This window comes from Roseivirga sp. AWQ4_251, from assembly GCF_056158225.1.
On record NZ_JBSWSW010000001.1, the window covers coordinates 2,919,678 to 2,936,265 of the forward strand.

The 16,588-nt window shown below is 39.1% G+C and carries 15 protein-coding genes and 1 tRNA gene; 11 read left to right on the plus strand and 5 right to left on the minus strand.

The annotated features are described in order from the left end of the window. Window positions 1–41: 41 nt before the first annotated feature. Window positions 42–1,295, minus strand: a complete 1,254-nt coding sequence (locus ACXACJ_RS12765) for an efflux RND transporter periplasmic adaptor subunit (RefSeq protein ID WP_475134817.1) — start codon at window positions 1,293–1,295, stop codon at window positions 42–44. A 793-nt stretch (window positions 1,296–2,088) separates the two neighbouring features. On the opposite strand from ACXACJ_RS12765, the gene ACXACJ_RS12770 reads away from it, so the two are divergent. The 6 genes from ACXACJ_RS12770 (at window position 2,089) to ACXACJ_RS12795 (ending at window position 8,308) form a co-directional block, all read left to right on the plus strand. After that, window positions 2,089–3,465: a sigma-54-dependent transcriptional regulator gene (locus ACXACJ_RS12770; protein ID WP_475134818.1), complete on the plus strand. Its 1,377-nt coding sequence runs from the start codon at window positions 2,089–2,091 to the stop codon at window positions 3,463–3,465. Beyond that, complete coding sequence (locus ACXACJ_RS12775; protein ID WP_475134819.1) at window positions 3,455–4,804, plus strand: sensor histidine kinase; 1,350 nt, start codon at window positions 3,455–3,457, stop codon at window positions 4,802–4,804. The genes ACXACJ_RS12770 and ACXACJ_RS12775 overlap by 11 nt, the downstream gene beginning before the upstream one ends. Window positions 4,805–4,854: 50 nt before the next feature. Then, window positions 4,855–5,097, plus strand: coding sequence for an acyl carrier protein (locus tag ACXACJ_RS12780; RefSeq protein ID WP_475134821.1), 243 nt, complete (start codon window positions 4,855–4,857; stop codon window positions 5,095–5,097). 132 nt (window positions 5,098–5,229) lie between these two features. After that, entirely contained in the window at window positions 5,230–6,078 is an 849-nt protein-coding gene (locus tag ACXACJ_RS12785; RefSeq protein ID WP_475134822.1) for a UDP-2,3-diacylglucosamine diphosphatase, read from the plus strand. 1 nt (window position 6,079) lies between these two features. After that, on the plus strand, window positions 6,080–7,225 hold the full coding sequence (locus ACXACJ_RS12790; protein WP_475134823.1) for a glycosyltransferase family protein: 1,146 nt from the start codon (window positions 6,080–6,082) through the stop codon (window positions 7,223–7,225). Window positions 7,226–7,324: 99 nt separating this feature from the next. Next, the gene (locus ACXACJ_RS12795) at window positions 7,325–8,308 is read left to right on the plus strand and encodes a bifunctional methionine sulfoxide reductase B/A protein (protein ID WP_475134824.1); all 984 of its coding nucleotides are present in this window, start codon (window positions 7,325–7,327) and stop codon (window positions 8,306–8,308) included. Between the two features lie 81 nt (window positions 8,309–8,389). Here ACXACJ_RS12795 and ACXACJ_RS12800 read toward each other — a convergent pair whose 3' ends face one another. Beyond that, complete coding sequence (locus ACXACJ_RS12800; protein WP_475134825.1) at window positions 8,390–8,782, minus strand: hypothetical protein; 393 nt, start codon at window positions 8,780–8,782, stop codon at window positions 8,390–8,392. A 220-nt stretch (window positions 8,783–9,002) separates the two neighbouring features. On the opposite strand from ACXACJ_RS12800, the gene ACXACJ_RS12805 reads away from it, so the two are divergent. Genes ACXACJ_RS12805 through ACXACJ_RS12815 form a run of 3 tightly spaced genes read left to right on the plus strand, consistent with a single transcriptional unit; the run spans window position 9,003 to window position 11,996 of the window. Continuing rightward, a complete protein-coding gene (locus tag ACXACJ_RS12805; RefSeq protein WP_475134826.1) occupies window positions 9,003–9,815 on the plus strand; it encodes a PASTA domain-containing protein in 813 nt (270 codons plus the stop codon). 1 nt (window position 9,816) lies between these two features. Then, the gene (locus ACXACJ_RS12810; protein WP_475134827.1) at window positions 9,817–11,694 is read left to right on the plus strand and encodes a T9SS type A sorting domain-containing protein; all 1,878 of its coding nucleotides are present in this window, start codon (window positions 9,817–9,819) and stop codon (window positions 11,692–11,694) included. Window positions 11,695–11,696: 2 nt separating this feature from the next. Further along, entirely contained in the window at window positions 11,697–11,996 is a 300-nt protein-coding gene (locus ACXACJ_RS12815; protein WP_475134828.1) for a rhodanese-like domain-containing protein, read from the plus strand. Here the strand turns inward: ACXACJ_RS12815 and ACXACJ_RS12820 are convergent. Beyond that, a complete protein-coding gene (locus ACXACJ_RS12820; RefSeq protein WP_475134830.1) occupies window positions 11,993–12,619 on the minus strand; it encodes an HAD family hydrolase in 627 nt (208 codons plus the stop codon). The genes ACXACJ_RS12815 and ACXACJ_RS12820 overlap by 4 nt on opposite strands. Window positions 12,620–12,750: 131 nt before the next feature. On the opposite strand from ACXACJ_RS12820, the gene ACXACJ_RS12825 reads away from it, so the two are divergent. Beyond that, window positions 12,751–12,824 (plus strand) — tRNA-Ile (locus ACXACJ_RS12825). Window positions 12,825–13,457: 633 nt separating this feature from the next. Beyond that, entirely contained in the window at window positions 13,458–13,607 is a 150-nt protein-coding gene (locus ACXACJ_RS12830; protein ID WP_475134831.1) for a hypothetical protein, read from the plus strand. A gap of 414 nt (window positions 13,608–14,021) precedes the next feature. On the opposite strand, the gene ACXACJ_RS12835 is transcribed toward ACXACJ_RS12830, so the two are convergent. Then, on the minus strand, window positions 14,022–15,044 hold the full coding sequence (locus ACXACJ_RS12835; RefSeq protein ID WP_475134832.1) for a Kelch repeat-containing protein: 1,023 nt from the start codon (window positions 15,042–15,044) through the stop codon (window positions 14,022–14,024). A gap of 2 nt (window positions 15,045–15,046) precedes the next feature. Beyond that, on the minus strand, window positions 15,047–16,348 hold the full coding sequence (locus ACXACJ_RS12840; RefSeq protein ID WP_475134833.1) for a hypothetical protein: 1,302 nt from the start codon (window positions 16,346–16,348) through the stop codon (window positions 15,047–15,049). Between the last annotated feature and the right edge of the window lie 240 nt (window positions 16,349–16,588).

Sequence of the window (16,588 nt, forward strand, 5' to 3'; positions counted from 1 at the left end):
CATTGTAATAAAAGTTAAAGGTTGTTGTGAATTAATTTAAACTATTTTTTGATAATAAGCTTGTCTTTGTCATCGTAACCGTCATAAGATGAAGTAATTACCTTCTCTCCAGGTCGTAGACCTTCCAAAACTTCGTATTGACGTGTATTTTGATTACCAATGCTGATCTTTCTTCTCACTGCGAAGTCACCTGATTCATCGACCACAAAAATCCAGTTACCTCCCGTAGTTTGGAAGAAGCTTCCTCTTGGAATCAAAACAGCTTCTCTTTCTTCGCTCAATTGTAATCTGATTGAAATGGTTTGTCCTCTTCTGATTGCTTCTGGCACGTTATCACCAAAAATCATTTCTACATCAAATTGACCATTATTAATTTCTGGGAATTTCTTTCTGATGGTAAGTGAGTAAGTGTTGCCGTTAAAGTCGAAGTTACCTTTCAAGCCTTCGTAAACCCTTGGCAAATAATGCTGATCTACTTTTGCGATGATTTTAAATCCATCTAAATCATCGATTTGAGCAATAGTTTGACCAGGGTTAATATTTTGTCCAACTTCTACGCTCACGGTAGAAAGTAAGCCAGAAATTCTAGCAGTAACCCAAAGGTTGTTCAGATTACTCTGTACAATTTCCAAACTTTCTTTAGAAGTCTCCAAACGCTCTTTATTCTGCTTTAAGGTGTTAACAGCGGTTATTGAATCAAATTTGGCAGATTCGATTTCATTATCTCTTCTTGCCATAAGTCTATCATAAGCTCTTTTAGAATTCAGATATTCCTGCTCAGAAATTACTTTATCCTTATAAAGAACTTGATTTCTTTCATAAAGATCTTTCGCTTGATCAATATCAAAGTCAAGGTTGATGATTTGTGATTTCGATTCGAACAATCTTTGTTGAAGACTAAGGTTGGTATTTTCAATGTCATTTCTCAAACGGTTAGTCTGAGTTTGTTCATTGATATAACTCATTTGAAGATTGTTATTCTCAAGCTTAAGAATTGTGTCTCCTTCTTCTACCTCAACCCCTCCTTCTAAAAATTTCTGTTCTACATTTCCGCCAACAATGGCATCCAAAAATATTGTGGTTTTTGGGTTGACCGTTCCCTCCACCGGTATGAACTCCTGAAAAGCTCCTTCTGTAACCTCGGCTACGTTGATCTTGTCTAGCTCGACATTAAGTTTGGAAGAATTATCCGCAAAAAAGAATACATAGCTGATAAGGAAAACAATTGCTGCAATTCCTAAGCCGGTAAAAATTCGCTTAGCGGTCCATTTTTTCTTCTTGATTTTTCTATCCATTGACATTTTGAGTGGTGTTTTCTTTTCCGGCCAGCTTTATTCAACAAGGATGCCACAAATACAAAAACCTATTTATCAACACTTTAGACAAAACACTATACTCCTTAAAGTTTGGCAAGTGTACACTTACAGAACAAGAATTGATCGGAAATGAACAGTTTTGTTAAAAATTCAAAAATACTATACCCCTGGCATAGAGCGTTCCGTTCAAGTCTCCTTTTAATTGATTTAATAGGTAGATATTCACGCTCTCATGAAGAACAGAAAACAGATAAAAAAGTGTCTTTTGAAGAGAATTGTGGAGCATTAACCTTGAGGCATAAAAAAAGGCTCGATTTGGTCAGAATCGAGCCCAAAGGTCAAAAACTCAAAATATCTGAATTAATGTCTAATTAATTCAAAACAACGTGTGCAATATATAATACATAAATCACTTATACAAAGTGAAAGTTCCAATAATTTGTGTAGCGACATAAATTCCTTGTTTACAAGCCACAATACCTAATTATAGGTATAAAAATTAGGTTAAACGGCTATCAAAAACTCTCTAAACAACCTTAAATTGCCTTCAGTCCCTTCCCTTCAAATAGAGGTTTCATCGCGAGTGTGCTTTCTAAAAAACTAATCCACTTAGGAGAATCAAGAATTGTTACTAGCTTTATAGTGTCCGAATACGTTACATTTTTTGATCGAAAATGGACAAGTTTATGACAAAAACTAGACCTAAAGCCCTGATATTCTGCTTTGGCACTATTATAGGCTAGAGATTAAAAGTTCTTAAAACTGAAATTCTGTGGAAAACCAATTAGGAAAAATACTCATCATTGATGATGACGAAGATGTATTGATTGCAGCAAAGCTTCTTTTAAAGAAACATGCCAAGGAAGTTATCATCGAAAAGAATCCGAAGAAAATTCCATTCTTGATGAATAACGGCACCTATGATGTCATTCTATTGGACATGAACTTCAGTAAAGACATTACAAGTGGAAAAGAAGGCTATTATTGGCTTGAGCAAATATTAGATGCCGACCCAACAGCCGTAGTCGTTTTGATCACCGCCTTTGGTGATGTAGAAATGGCCGTAAAAGCATTGAAAGAAGGCGCCACCGATTTCGTTTTAAAGCCTTGGCAAAACGAAAAGTTGATTGCTACCCTTTCCGCTGCAGTAAAACTGAAGCAATCCTATAAAGAAGTAGACAAGCTCAAAAGTGCTAAAAAGCAACTTGAAGACGAGCTAAGCAAGCCCTTTAAAGACATTATTGGTGATAGCCCTGCCATGAAAAATGTTTTCTCCATTATCGATAAAGTTGCGGGTACTGATGCGAACGTTTTGATTTTAGGAGAAAACGGAACAGGAAAAGAACTTGTTGCTAGAGCGCTCCATCAACGTTCGCTGCGAAAAGAGAACGTTTTTGTAGGCGTAGATATGGGAGCCATTACAGAAACTCTTTTTGAAAGCGAGTTATTCGGCCATAAAAAAGGAGCTTTTACCGATGCTAAAGAAGATCGAACAGGGCGCTTTGAAGTAGCCAATGGAGGTTCATTGTTTCTTGATGAAATCGGAAACTTAAGCCTTCCTCTTCAATCTAAGCTTTTAACCGCCATTCAACGTAGAGAAGTTACCCGAATTGGCTCTAACAAATCTGTACCGATTGACATCCGGCTGATTTGTGCTACCAATATGCCTCTTTACGAAATGGTTCAGGATAACACCTTCCGTCAAGATTTGCTCTACAGAATCAACACCGTGGAAATCCATCTTCCTCCACTTAGAGATCGCCAGGACGATATTATTCTCCTGACTGAACACTTCGTCAAAGTGTATTGCGACAAGTATAGAAAAGAGAGAAAGAAAGTAGCGGCTTCAACTTTCAAAAAGCTGCAGAAGTATTCTTGGCCAGGAAATATTAGAGAGCTTCAACACGCTATAGAACGTGCTATTATTATGGGCGAAGGCAATATGCTTATGCCTGACGACTTCTTCTTCTTAGTTCAGAAGCAAGACACTATGAATGAAGCTGTTGAAAATTTCAATCTGGATGAAGTAGAAAAAAACGTAATCCTAAAGGCCATCAATAAGCATTCTGGCAACATTTCAAAAGCAGCCAAAGAATTAGGACTTACCAGAGCATCGCTCTATCGAAGATTAGAAAAACATGGGCTTTAAAAACTTAAGGTTCGCCATTATTGCAAGGGTGCTTCTGTTAGTCGGAAGTATCTTTTTGCTTTCTTATGTTGCTTTTGAGGCCCAAAACCAAGTAAATCTATTTTTCATTTGCCTGGCTATTATTCTACAGATTTACTTGTTAATCAGAACATTAGAAAAAACAAACCGCGAAATTGCTACGTTTCTGAGTTCTATCAAATATGACGACTTCACCACAACATACCCTACCAAGGGCCAGTCTGCTTCGGTAGATCAACTCAATACTGAATTCAACAATGTACTGAGGAAATTCAGGGAAATTAGAGCTGATAAAGAAGCCAATTATCATTACTTCAGAACTATAGTTCAGCACGTAGGTATCGGACTTATCACCTTCAATAAAAAAGGAGAAATTCAAATCATAAACAGCGCTGCCAAAAAGCTGATTGGCGTTGACACCATCACCAGTATCTTTGAATTGAGTAAAGTGAGTCCACGACTGGTGGAATCATTGGTTAAACTAAAAACAGGCGGCAGCGACCTTATCGAATTCACACAAGAAGGCTCCAGAATTCAACTTTCCATTTACGTAATCGAATTGGTTCTCAGAGGTGAAGAATTCAAACTCGTGTCTGTTCAGAACATTCAAAGCGAACTTGAAGAAAAGGAAATGGATGCTTGGCAGAATTTAATTCGTGTTTTAACCCACGAAATCATGAATTCTGTAACGCCTCTTTCTTCCTTAGCAGCTACGGTAAAGGATAATCTTGTTGACAATATTGATGATGATGTTCCGATTGAAAAGGAAGAATTGGAAGACATCTACTTGGCGGTTCAAACTATTGAAAGAAGAAGCCAAGGTTTGATTCGCTTTGTTAGCGATTTTAGGAATCTGACTAAAATTCCTCAGCCGCACATCGGCCAAGAAAACGTGGCAAGGGTGCTAGATCATGTTAAGGTTTTACTTCGACATGAACTTGAAGCCAAACGGGTAAAACTGAATATTTCAGTAGAGCCTAAAGACTTGCAGTTCAATATTGATAAAGAATTGATTGACCAAGTGCTAATTAACATTCTACAGAATGCCATTCACGCACTTGAAGAAAATTCTGACGAAAAACACATAATAGTTCGAGGTTTTGTGAACGAATACAATCGCCCAACTGTAACTATAAGAGATAATGGCTGCGGAATTGATGAAGAAGCGCTAAGCAAAATCTTCATTCCTTTCTTCACCACGAAAAAACAGGGATCGGGAATTGGTTTGAGTTTATCGAAGCAAATTATGAGAAAACATGGAGGCGGTATTACGGTAAAGTCCGTAATGAACGAAGGCACCGAATTTACACTAAGGTTTTAGATTTTTGGATAAATCGACTATCTTCCCCAATCATTTTTAGAGACCAGCCAATGCGCGAAATTCAAGACAAAATCACAGAAATTTTAATTGATAAAATAGGGATTGCTCCTACTGAGGCTACTTTGGACGCCAATTTCATCAAAGACTTAGGAATCGATTCGCTGGACTATGCTGAGATCGTAATGGAATTTGAGCAGACATTTGGCATTCGAATTCCAGACAATGATGCAGAGAAACTTCAGACCGTAGGTCAGGCGGTTGAATATATCCATAAAAAAGTCAATCAAAATTGACAACCCTCTGAATGAGGTTATCCATATATTAAGAAAATACAAGTTTTCCTACGTTAAGATATTAATTTCGTAAACCCCGGTTGATGGTGGGATCAAATTCAATTTGTTAATTGAATCATACCCCCTTACACCGTGAAGAATACCTGTAAAACCATCGTAATTTCTGACGTTCACCTTGGGACTAAAGGTTCCAAAGCCAAAGAACTTGTCAGATTTTTAAAGCAGTACAAATGTGAAAACCTGATTCTGAATGGCGACATCATAGATGGTTGGCAGCTCAGGAAATCAGGAAAATGGAAACGCAAGCATACCCGTTTTTTCACGCGTCTTCTTAAAATGATTGAGCAAGACGGCACAAAAGTCACCTACCTCAGAGGTAATCATGATGACTTCTTAGATCAAATTCTTCCTTTCAGAATGGGAAACCTGACCATTGAAAGGGATATGATTTATGAATCCTTCGGCAAAAGATTCCTTATTGTTCATGGAGATATTTTCGACACCGTAACCAGTCAGTTTAGATGGATAGCTAAGTTGGGGGACGTAGGCTATACCTTCTTGCTTTGGCTCAACAGGCAATACAACTACCGCAGACTTAAGAAGGGGCTCCCTTATTTTTCACTTTCCCAAGCCGTAAAGGCCAAGGTAAAGCAAGCCGTAAAATACATTGATGATTACGAGCAGCAACTAGCTGCTATGGCAAAATATAAAGATTGTGATGGCATCATTTGCGGACACATTCACCAACCTGCCATGAAAGAAATTGACGGCATAACCTATCTCAATTCAGGAGACTGGGTAGAATCCTTGACTGCTCTGGTGGAAGATAACAATGGTGAGTGGAGCTTGGTTTACTATACTGAAACCCAAAAAGCTGAGCAAACCCAAAAGACTGAAATGGTAGCCAATAGAGCCGAAACCATAAACTTGCAAGGCTATTTTGAAAAGGGAGGATTAGAGGCGAAAACAGAAGTAGGTTAATATGAAAGTGCTTTTCTTGGTTCAAGGAGAAGGTCGCGGCCACATGACTCAGGCCTTGGCTTTAGAGCAGATCCTGATTGATGCAGGACATCAAGTTTCTGCCATATTAATTGGAACCAGCGATAGACGCGAGGTTGCTCCATTCTTTAAAAAGAAGGCTCAAGCACCCGTACATACCTTTGCTAGCCCTAATTTTTACTATGATAAAGGCAAAAAGTCGATCAACCTTTGGAAGACCATTACTTTCAACCTTTTCGGGATAGTCAAATTTGGATTGGAACTTCGTCATATCAATTCCATAGTTAAAAAAGAAAAGCCCGATGTAATCATCAATTTCTACGACATCCTTACAGGTTGCTACTTCGCGCTATTCAACCCGCCTGCGAAAAGAATCTGTATTGCTCATCAATATTTAGCTCAACACGAAGCTTTTCCTTTTGCCGAAGGCTTTCCGATCCAAAAAAAGTGCTTCAAAATCACCAACTGGCTCTCTTCTCTGGGAGCGCACAAAAAAATTGCTCTTTCCTTCAGAAACCTTCATAATCCTGATCAAGATTTGGCGATTGCTCCTCCTCTACTTCGAGAAGAAATATTTGAGCTTCAACCAGAAAATGAAGGTTATATACTCGCGTATGTGGTAAATCAAGGCTATGCTTATGAGCTGATGAAATGGCACGAAAAAAACAAAAAAATCAAGATTCACTGTTTTTGGGATAACAAAGACGAAAAAGATGAATGGTCGCCATGGCGAAACCTAACCTTTCACCATATCAATGATCAGAAATTCCTTTCCTATATGGAAGGTTGCCTAGGTTATGTTTCTACAGCTGGCTTTGAATCCATTTGCGAAGCGATGTACTTGGGGAAACCTGTAATGATGGTTCCTGTTGAAAAACAATATGAGCAAGCCTGCAACGCGCTCGATGCCGTTTTAGCCAATGCTGGCATTGCTTCCAAACAATTTATTTTAGAACCATTCTTGAAATATTTATCTACTCACGATGCCCAACCTGATCACTTTAGAAATTGGGTGAAGATGAATAAGAGCATTATTCTTGAAGAGATTGAAGAGTCGATTCCATTAAAGACAAAACCTTACTTTCTTTTCAATTTCTCTTTTCTAAAACTAGCCACAAGCGAAAATTAAAAAGCGAAATCTCAGTTTTTCGCATTAAAAAGAACTATTAAGCTATATTGAAACCTCGGGGTAGAGATTGTTGTTCTACCTGCGAATCAAAATGGATATATGCTTACTTGGATTGATGTAATCAAATTTGCCAACAACGGCACTCCTGCTCCTGACAAAAGAGTAGAAAAAACAAACGAAGAATGGAAATCCATTCTAACCCCAGAACAATTTCAAATTGCCAGATTAAAAGGCACGGAAAGAGCGGGAACCGGAGAATTCTGCGAAAGGCACGAACCAGGACTTTATGGTTGTGTTTGTTGCGGCACACCTCTGTTTGATTCAAGAGTAAAGTTTGAATCTGGAACAGGGTGGCCAAGTTTTACACAACCTGTAAAAGAAAATGCCATCAAGTACGAAAAAGATACAAGTTACGGCATGGTTCGGGTCGAAGTCATGTGCAATACCTGCGATGCTCACCAAGGCCATGTTTTCCCTGATGGTCCCGAGCCAAGCGGATTAAGATACTGCATCAACTCGGCTTCAATGAAACTAATCGAAGAAGATAAAACAGAAGCAACCGCAGTTTTTGGAGGTGGATGCTTTTGGTGTACTGAAGCCGTTTTCCAACGCATAAAAGGCGTAATTAAAGTAGAATCAGGCTATTCCGGAGGTGCGATAAAAAACCCAACTTACAAAGAAGTTTGCACCGGCAGAACAGGTCATGCGGAAGTGATCAAGGTCACTTACAATCCTGAAGAATTGACTTACGCTGACCTGCTTCGAATCTTCTTTTCTACCCACGACCCTACCACGCTAAACAGGCAAGGGTATGATACTGGCACACAATACAGGTCGGTAATATTCTTTAGAGATGAAGAAGAGCAAAAAATTGCAGAAGAAGTAAAAGCTGAAATGAAAGCATATTTCAGCGATCCCGTAGTTACGGAAATTAGCGCTTTACAAGCGTATTATCCGGCAGAAGACTATCATCAGAACTACTATAATCAAAATGAAAGTCAGCCTTATTGCCAAGCTGTAATTGATCCTAAGGTCAAAAAGCTAAGAAATATGTTTAAGGATAGGCTGAAAGACAATGCCTAATTGAGCATAAGTTCAAAACACTTGTTTCAGGAGTTTTAGACTTAAAACTCTTGAAATTCAAAAACTTACATCATACAAAGACTATTCAATTTCTAATTGCTCAGCCTTTGTAAGCTCTAAGTAATATACGGTCTGACCTCCCATAACTTGATAAGCCGACAGATCACCATTATCGTCTTTAAAGTTGCCAGAATAACGAATGTACATTCCATCGGCCACGGCAAACGAGGATAAAACATTAGGGCAAATTACGCCTGTCCAAACTTCGTCTACAGTTCCTGAAACATGGTAATGGACTAAGAAACTATCTAAATCTTCGTTATAAGAAACCGTTCCTTCAGCATCAGTAACAGAATGTACAACCGCACCACCATTTCCGCATCGCACATCAATTCCATCGTCATTCCTACATTGAGTGAATAAGAGCAAAACTGAACAGCCTAAAACGGCAGAAAATAAGCGTGGAAATTTCATGGTAAAGTAGTTTGGTTTACGAAGGATTAGACACATTCCACTGACTTTTCGTTGTATTTAAATTGCTGGTTCAAACTTTATATTCATCCCGTAGTTTTATTGCAAAAAACCATAAATCACAAATGCAATTATTAATCATTTGACCGTTTTCTTAAATGATTATCTTTGTCACCGGACTTTTAACTAGCAGGCTCCGATTGCTTCAACCGATATAAAAACTATGAGTGATAAACGCTTTACTTTTAAATCATTTCTTAAAAATTTACTCATTATGATTGGCATCGGTTTAATAGCCGTGCTCTTCTTTTTCTATATCTACTTACCTTCTTCAACCAACCATAACGAAACTATAACAGTGCCCGAAATGGTAGGCATGTCATTTGACGATATTGATGAGTTTATTACTCAAAGAGACCTTCGTTATGAAATCATTGAGGACTCCGGTTATTCTGAGCAATACGCCCCTTTGACCATTCTTTCTCAAAACCCCAAGGCGGGTTCAAAAGTGAAAGAAGACAGAAAAATATACCTTTCGCTGAATGCTATGGTTCCTCCCAAAATCAATATGCCCAACCTGATCAATACCAATGTTGAAAATGCGGAAGATATTCTCAATTCCAATGGCTTGAAACTGGGAGAGATCACTTACGAGCCAAACCCTGCCAACAATGCCGTTTTAGCACAAAAAATTGAAGGGAAAGACATTGAAGCGGGATCTTCAGTTTTCAAAGGTTCTACCGTAGACTTAATCATTGGAGACGGAGAAGGAGTTCAGCGTTTTGCTGCACCAAACTTCTTGGGCAAAACTTTAGATGAAGTAAAATTCCAAATTCAAGCTTCGAACTTAAAATTGGATGTAATTAATTTCATTAAGGTGGATTCGGCACTTTATAATACGGTTTATAAGCAGTTGCCTCCAGCAGGTGTTGAAATCCAAACAGGAGCTTTAATCGAAATATGGATTAATGGGGATGATCCAAACCAAAACGAAGAAATGCTCAATGAGACTCCAGCTGATTTAAAAATGAGATAACATGTTAAGGAAGCTGTTGTTCATACCATTCATGTGTCTGGCCGTAAGTGCTATGGCACAGATTTCTGAGCGGCCGCTGCCTTACAAAAAGAAAAGTATCCGAAGCATTCAATCTCAGGTAGCAGGGAAAAATGCGGAACAGGCCAGTTTAACTTTGCCTTTCTGGGATGACTTCTCTACTTCTAAGCGCGTTCCAGATGCTAACCTTTGGGCTTCAGGAGATAACGTTCGAATTAGCAGTTCCATTGGCATTGCTGCCCCGAGCCTAAATGTCGCTGTTTTTGATGGCGTAGATGTCAATGGCCGTCCATACAACCCAACAAGTTTGCTGAATGGCGCTACCGATAGTTTGGTTTCTGCCCGTATAGACTTAAGCACTTTAGCTTTAGATCAAGTGGATTCTGTGTATTTAAGCTTCTTTTGGCAAGCCACTGGCAATGGAGAACTGCCCGACAGTCAAGATTCTCTGACAGTTCAATTTAAAAAACCCGATGGCACATGGCAGAGCGTATGGCAGCAATTGGGAGGAATAGAACAACAAACAGAGACTTTCCATCAAGTGCTTCTAAAAGTTTCTTCAAGCTTTTTCTATGAAGATTTTCAATTTCGATTCAAATCTTATTCGCGGCTGGCCGGTGCTTTCGACACGTGGTTGGTGGACTACATTTATTTGAATGACAGCCGATACGAAAATGACATTGCTTATTTGGACAGAGCCCTTACTAAAAGACCGTCCTTTCTGACAAGTCCATATTCCGCTATGCCAACGGAACAGTTTTGGGCAAATTCTTCAAAGTATTTAGCTGAAACTGAAACTGAATTCGTAAACTTAAACGACTTTTTTCAGCCTATTCAGTTTACCACTATTGTAAAAGATTTAGGCACTGAAACCCAAGTGGCCGTACTAAATGATGAAACCGTAGCAAATCCTCCACCAGGTCCATTCGACAGAAGAGTTTTCACTTCACCTGCCCTGAGTACTGAAAATTTAGATGAGGAAGCTGATTCACTTTGGTTAGAAACCACGTACTACATCAAATCGGGAGACAATTATTTTATTGAAGGTGTTTCGTCAACAAACGACACCACTTTCAGCTATCAGATTGATTATCGACTGAACGACACGGTTAAAGTAACCACTAAGATTGATGATTTTTTCGCTTATGATGATGGAGATCCTGATTTCGCAGCAGGTATAAATCAAAGCGGGGGTAAATTGGCTTATCGATTTTATGCTGAAGAAAGAGCTTTATTAACGCATATTGACATTAATTTCCCTTTCACTACTCAAGCCGGACAACCCATTGAATTAACCGTCTGGAAAGATATAGAATTGAACGGGCAAGTGGAAGACACCCTTTTTCAGGCTTCATACAGTGTGGTTTCTCCCCCTGAAATCGGAGCAACATTCGCTTACGAATTGGAGAATCCAGTTTTTGTAGAAGGCACTTTCTATATAGGTTTTCAACAAGCAACCAATGAATTTCTGGCAGTTGGCTTGGATAAAAACCAAGACTTAGGACAGGAAATGTTCTTCAACGTAGATGGCAGTTGGCAACAAAACGAAACCGTGAAAGGCAGTTTACTGATGCGCCCTAGATTCGATAAAGAAATTGCCGCCAATTACACTCCTCCAGAACAACAGGGAGAAGCTAGAATCGATGTATTTCCCAATCCAAGTCAAGGTCAGTTTGTGATTCAAGGCGAAGTGGAGAGCATACAACTCTTCGATAGTTGGGGGCAACAGGCTGTATTTTCCGCAGAATCTATTTCAGATGGTTGGAAAGTTGATTTCAGCCAAAATCAAAAAGGTATATATTTGCTGCGAGTTGTTAAGGAGGGAAAGTTTTACACAAAACGGCTCATTTTAAACTATTAGAAATGGCAGATATTACCGCAAAAGAGCTGAAAGAAAGACTTAATGAGAATCCTGATCTTTTTGTACTTGATGTACGCGAAGAATGGGAATATGATGAAGATAATATTGGTGCAAAACTTATTCCGCTAGGCGAACTTCCCCAGCATTTGGAAGAAATTGAACACCTAAAATCCGAAGAATTAATTATTCATTGTAAATCAGGCGCAAGGGCTGGCCGTGCACAAAAATACTTGCAATCTCAAGGTTTTATTAACGTACGCAATGTAATTGGTGGCATTGAAGCCTACAGAGCGGAAGCTTAACTGATTGCATTCACCCAATCATCGGGCGTGATATTATGATAACCATTCATACCCAATTTCATGGCAGCCTCAATGTTTTCCAGCTTATCATCGATGAAAAGCACCTCAGAAGCAGTAAGCTGGTGATCGTTTAAAATAGGCTGCCAAGCTCCTGGATTAGGTTTTCTTTCTCCCAATTCTTGAGAAAAATACACTTGGGTGAAATAATCATGAAATGCTTTGTGTGGAGACACCAAACTGGCCAGTCTCAGGAAAAAACGAGCATGAATATCATTTGTATTACTCATGACATACAATTGATATTTTTTAGATAGCTGTTCCAATTTCTGCAATCGCTGCACTGGAATTTGCCCTAGCATGGCATTCCAAGCGCCATCCAAGTCATTATCTTCGGCATTTACTCCCAAACCCTCTCTCAAGTGTGCTCTGAAAGTTGGGTCATCAATTTCACCTATTTCGTATTTCTTGAAAAAATCTGCTGTTTTAGAAAGCAGTTTAATCTCATCTACCGACTTTCCCGAAAGTTCAGCAAAAGCTTTTAAAGTGGCAGATTCATCCAAATTTATGATTACACCACCAAGGTCGAAAATAATTGCTTTGATTTTTGAAAGATCGGGAGCCATAGATTGTTGTTTAATTAAAGACAAATATGTAACATTGCACTCCAATTTTCAAAGGAGCTTTGGTTCAAAATTAATAGTTCATAGTTTTTGACAAACTTGAAACGTTGAATCCAAAACCACAAACTCCCTTAGGGCCTATAACTCAGTTGGTTAGAGTATCTGACTCATAATCAGAAAGTCCCTGGTTCGAGCCCAGGTGGGCCCACACATAGCACAATCGAAAGGTTGTGCTATTTTTGTTTATGCTAAAAGATTTTACCGTAGATTACTTTTCTGCTATACATATCAATACATGGTTTCTAATTAAACCCTTTTACATCAATTCAGACAGACCTACTTTCAACGCAGTCTATTCACATTCATCAATTGCGCCTGCATTTTTGAGCTTACTCAACATGATACTGCTAATCGGTCTAACTGACATTGAAAAAAACAGACCCCTCTGGAGCATTATATACCTTGCTTTTACAGTTCTAAGCTTTTATTATTTTTGGAATCAAGACAGTGCACTGAAATTTTTCAGAAGAAAAGATGTGAGAAAAGATACGATCAGTTTCAAGATCGCCAATGTGATCTCAATGCTTCATTTAAGTATCCTACCTTTAGTTGTCATTATCAGGGCATCTTTTCACTGACAAAATATTCGAGACCAAATCAATTGCTCCTTCTGCGTTTAGAATTGAACCTCTTGCCTCGATATGGCTTATCGGATTATGAGTTTTCCTTTTTATTCCTTTGATTACCTTACTTATCATCTTGTTGTTTAACAGGTGCTCATAGTTTACTTGAAGGCTAAAGATCTTTGATAAGCTCAATATTAAGCCGATGCTCTGAAAAAATGATTCAACCTAAAAGCACTAAGTATTTTGGAGAAATTAAAGATGAAAAATGCGGTTATAAGCCACAACCAGTTGACCTCCTTCAAGGCATTTCCGATTTCTTTGTAATCTATTTCTTTCAGTACAAAACGGATAGCAAAAGCAGCTAACAGTACTTGAAGAGCCACTTTGCACCATCGTTTTAGCTTGAGCTTATTCAACAAAAATTCCTTTTAGCGAGTGATGATTTTATTTTTGGGGCCATGCTACAGCAACAGTTTAAAAAGCAACGATTGAAATTTACGGAATTGATGATTTTCAATATGAATAAAAAATATACTCAGAAAAAAATGACTGGGCAAAGACCTCTTTTATTTAAAAAAGTATGACAAAAGAGTTATACTATATACTTAGAAAGTTCTTCTTATGAGCTAAAACCCCAGTTTTTCACATCACATAACTCTTTATTGCTTTGTACTTATATAAAGGAGAAATTTATTAAAAAACAAAGCCCTTAAAAAAAGGGCTTTGTGCTGCCGAGGCAACTTGAATGTACAGAACTAAAATACAAAGAATTAATTCGATTAATCCTCAGAACTATAAGAGTCCAATGGATTGAAAAGCCATATATCGTCAAAACGGGAGCTACCATTGATGCCCGTAACTATATAACCCATTTCATCAATTTGAAAATGAACCGCTGAATACCGAGCCCTTCCTTCAAAGCTTGTCAATTCTGTCCAGGCATCCGAAGTAGGATTATATTCCCAAGTATCTGCTAAAGTACCTGCACTGCCTAAGCCCAACGTGAGATAGGCCTTGCCGTTGAGCACGAAGGTGGAAGCATAAGAACGTAGAACACTGGCATCTCCAGAATCATCATCATCAAGTTCACTCATTTCTGTCCAGTTGTCCGTTTCTGGATCGTAATACCAGAGATCGTTCTCGAAAGAACCATTGTGTTCTCCTCCGCCAATATATCCCTTGCCATCAACCACGAAGCCGAAGGCTCCAATTCTTTTAGAACCGCCCACACTCGTTTTCTGCGCCCAAGTATCCGTTGAAGGATTGTATTGCCAAAAATCCTTTAGGTCATTTTCGCCATCAAAACCAGTACCTACATATCCAGCATCTCCGATTGAAAGCGCGATTGCATTTCGTCTTTCTGGCCCAGGAAATGAACTAATCTGCTTCCATTGATCGAAAATCGGGTCGTATTCCCAAAAGTCGAAGAGTTCGGTTTGTCCGTCATAACCAGTACCGACATAGCCCTTTCCATTTACAGCAAACGCTACCGCTCCACTACGGGCAGCTCCTGGAAAATCTGCCACTCTTCTCCAAGCATCCTTCTCTGGGTCATACTGCCAAAAATCATTGAGCCTATCTTTTCCATTGTAACCAGTACCCACAAATGCTAACCCATTTACAGAAAAGGCCACGGCCCCATTCCGAATAGAGCCTTCAAAATCGGATTTCTCTACCCAGTTCCCCACTTCTGGTGTTCCATCACCCGTAGTTTCACAACTGCTCAGCACCAACATTCCCATCAAAACATACCATAAAAAGGCAAGGGAAAAAGACGGTGTCGTTTTCAACACATTCATCATATTCAATTAATCAATTTGGTTAAGTATACTTTGAGGCTAATGCCCGGTAACTCGCTGCGAGAATCCGCCAGCTTTACTCCTCTTAAATCATTTGCTAGTGTGGTGGCAGGAAGCGCCATTACAATTCTTAAATCCGAGCCAGTATATGTTCTGGATTCCGCCAAAGTGTATTCCAGAAAACTGAATTCGTAATAGGCGTACTCATTGAACTCGTCATCATAATTGAGCTTGGCATATTGAACGGACTGAATACCGCCACTGGAACCAAAAATAGCCTCATCCATTACGGCATCTGGGCCAATGATATAAAGCGCCAAAGAATCTGGAAGCTCTTCTTTCTGAAAATATGAATTCTGAAAAGCTTCAATTTTAAGGATTGCTGCATTCACCACATGAGTTTTGCCATATTCATACAATTTGTTCACTGTAGGAAGAACAAGCTCTACTCCGGCCACTGCTCCTCCTTGAATGAGCGAAAAACCACCATTTTCCGATGAAGCCAAAGGAGAATCAGGAGCGAGTTGATGAAATGGAGTTTGGCTTCTATCGAAAGAAAAATGGTCGTAAGCCATATCTGCCCGAGCCTGAGGAAAATCATAGAAGATTGATTCTACATATTCTTGTTCCTGATGATAGTACATTCTCAAAAAGGGGCTCTGAGTAGAAACTCCAGATTTGAAACCCACAATCCCCTCTCCTTCTTTCAGTCGAATGGCTAAGCCTTCAAAATCCTCTAAAAAATCATCCGTTTCGGAAACGCTTACTTGTTCTTGAACAAAATCGAAAAAGCGTTCGCCTAAATCGTTCATATTCACCACCACACTATCCAATGCTTCTTCAGGATTTATTGAAAAAGAAGCAAGTGGGGAAGGCATGAGCTGAAGCTCTGTAAAATCGAAGTAGCTATTATCACTGCTGTAGTCATCATTGATTTCGTAAAGTTCAAAAGTGATGGGCTTGTCTGCTGTCTGAAAATCGTAATCGTCCAAATAGAGCACCAAAAACGCAGAATCATATTGCTGAACAGTTCCTCCGAAATACAACGGATCGCCAATTCCCAGTTTGAAATAGGCTACCAACTCAAAATCTCCGAAATCGGCATTTGAGGTCTGCCCTGCCAAAAGACGGTTTCGACCCAAAGTCACTATAGAATCTACCGCATACGTAGTGGCATGAACTTGAAAGGTGTCGAGCACCGCAGTATCGAAAAAGGGAATATCCAACCCCAAACCGAAATCGCCAGACTTTTCGCATGAACAGCACACCACAAAAAACAGGGCCAAAACCCATCCCTTTACCTTCATTGTTCGCTTCTTTTGTATGAATTACATGCGAACTTAGGCTGACCCTTGTTATGCTACTGGCTCTATTCAATGAGCTTTCGGAAAACTTCAACGAATGAAAAACTTCTGTTAAAGCCTGTTAACAAACTTTCTAGAAGTGTTGACTTATTGAATAGAGTTAGGGTTTGTGCTGACAGCAGTTCTTATCAGAAATATCAGGATTGATTTGTGAAGCAAATAGACTTTAAAATAAGTCCCAAA

Coding starts and splice junctions, on each gene's coding strand:
- ACXACJ_RS12840 (WP_475134833.1), bottom strand. CDS start 16,348: ATGAAGGTAAAGGGATGGGTTTTGGCCCTGTTTTTTGTGGTGTGCTGT.
- ACXACJ_RS12820 (WP_475134830.1), bottom strand. CDS start 12,619: ATGGCTCCCGATCTTTCAAAAATCAAAGCAATTATTTTCGACCTTGGT.
- ACXACJ_RS12830 (WP_475134831.1), top strand. CDS start 13,458: ATGATTCAACCTAAAAGCACTAAGTATTTTGGAGAAATTAAAGATGAA.
- ACXACJ_RS12790 (WP_475134823.1), top strand. CDS start 6,080: ATGAAAGTGCTTTTCTTGGTTCAAGGAGAAGGTCGCGGCCACATGACT.
- ACXACJ_RS12795 (WP_475134824.1), top strand. CDS start 7,325: ATGCTTACTTGGATTGATGTAATCAAATTTGCCAACAACGGCACTCCT.
- ACXACJ_RS12805 (WP_475134826.1), top strand. CDS start 9,003: ATGAGTGATAAACGCTTTACTTTTAAATCATTTCTTAAAAATTTACTC.
- ACXACJ_RS12815 (WP_475134828.1), top strand. CDS start 11,697: ATGGCAGATATTACCGCAAAAGAGCTGAAAGAAAGACTTAATGAGAAT.
- ACXACJ_RS12775 (WP_475134819.1), top strand. CDS start 3,455: ATGGGCTTTAAAAACTTAAGGTTCGCCATTATTGCAAGGGTGCTTCTG.
- ACXACJ_RS12810 (WP_475134827.1), top strand. CDS start 9,817: ATGTTAAGGAAGCTGTTGTTCATACCATTCATGTGTCTGGCCGTAAGT.
- ACXACJ_RS12765 (WP_475134817.1), bottom strand. CDS start 1,295: ATGGATAGAAAAATCAAGAAGAAAAAATGGACCGCTAAGCGAATTTTT.
- ACXACJ_RS12835 (WP_475134832.1), bottom strand. CDS start 15,044: ATGATGAATGTGTTGAAAACGACACCGTCTTTTTCCCTTGCCTTTTTA.
- ACXACJ_RS12780 (WP_475134821.1), top strand. CDS start 4,855: ATGCGCGAAATTCAAGACAAAATCACAGAAATTTTAATTGATAAAATA.
- ACXACJ_RS12800 (WP_475134825.1), bottom strand. CDS start 8,782: ATGAAATTTCCACGCTTATTTTCTGCCGTTTTAGGCTGTTCAGTTTTG.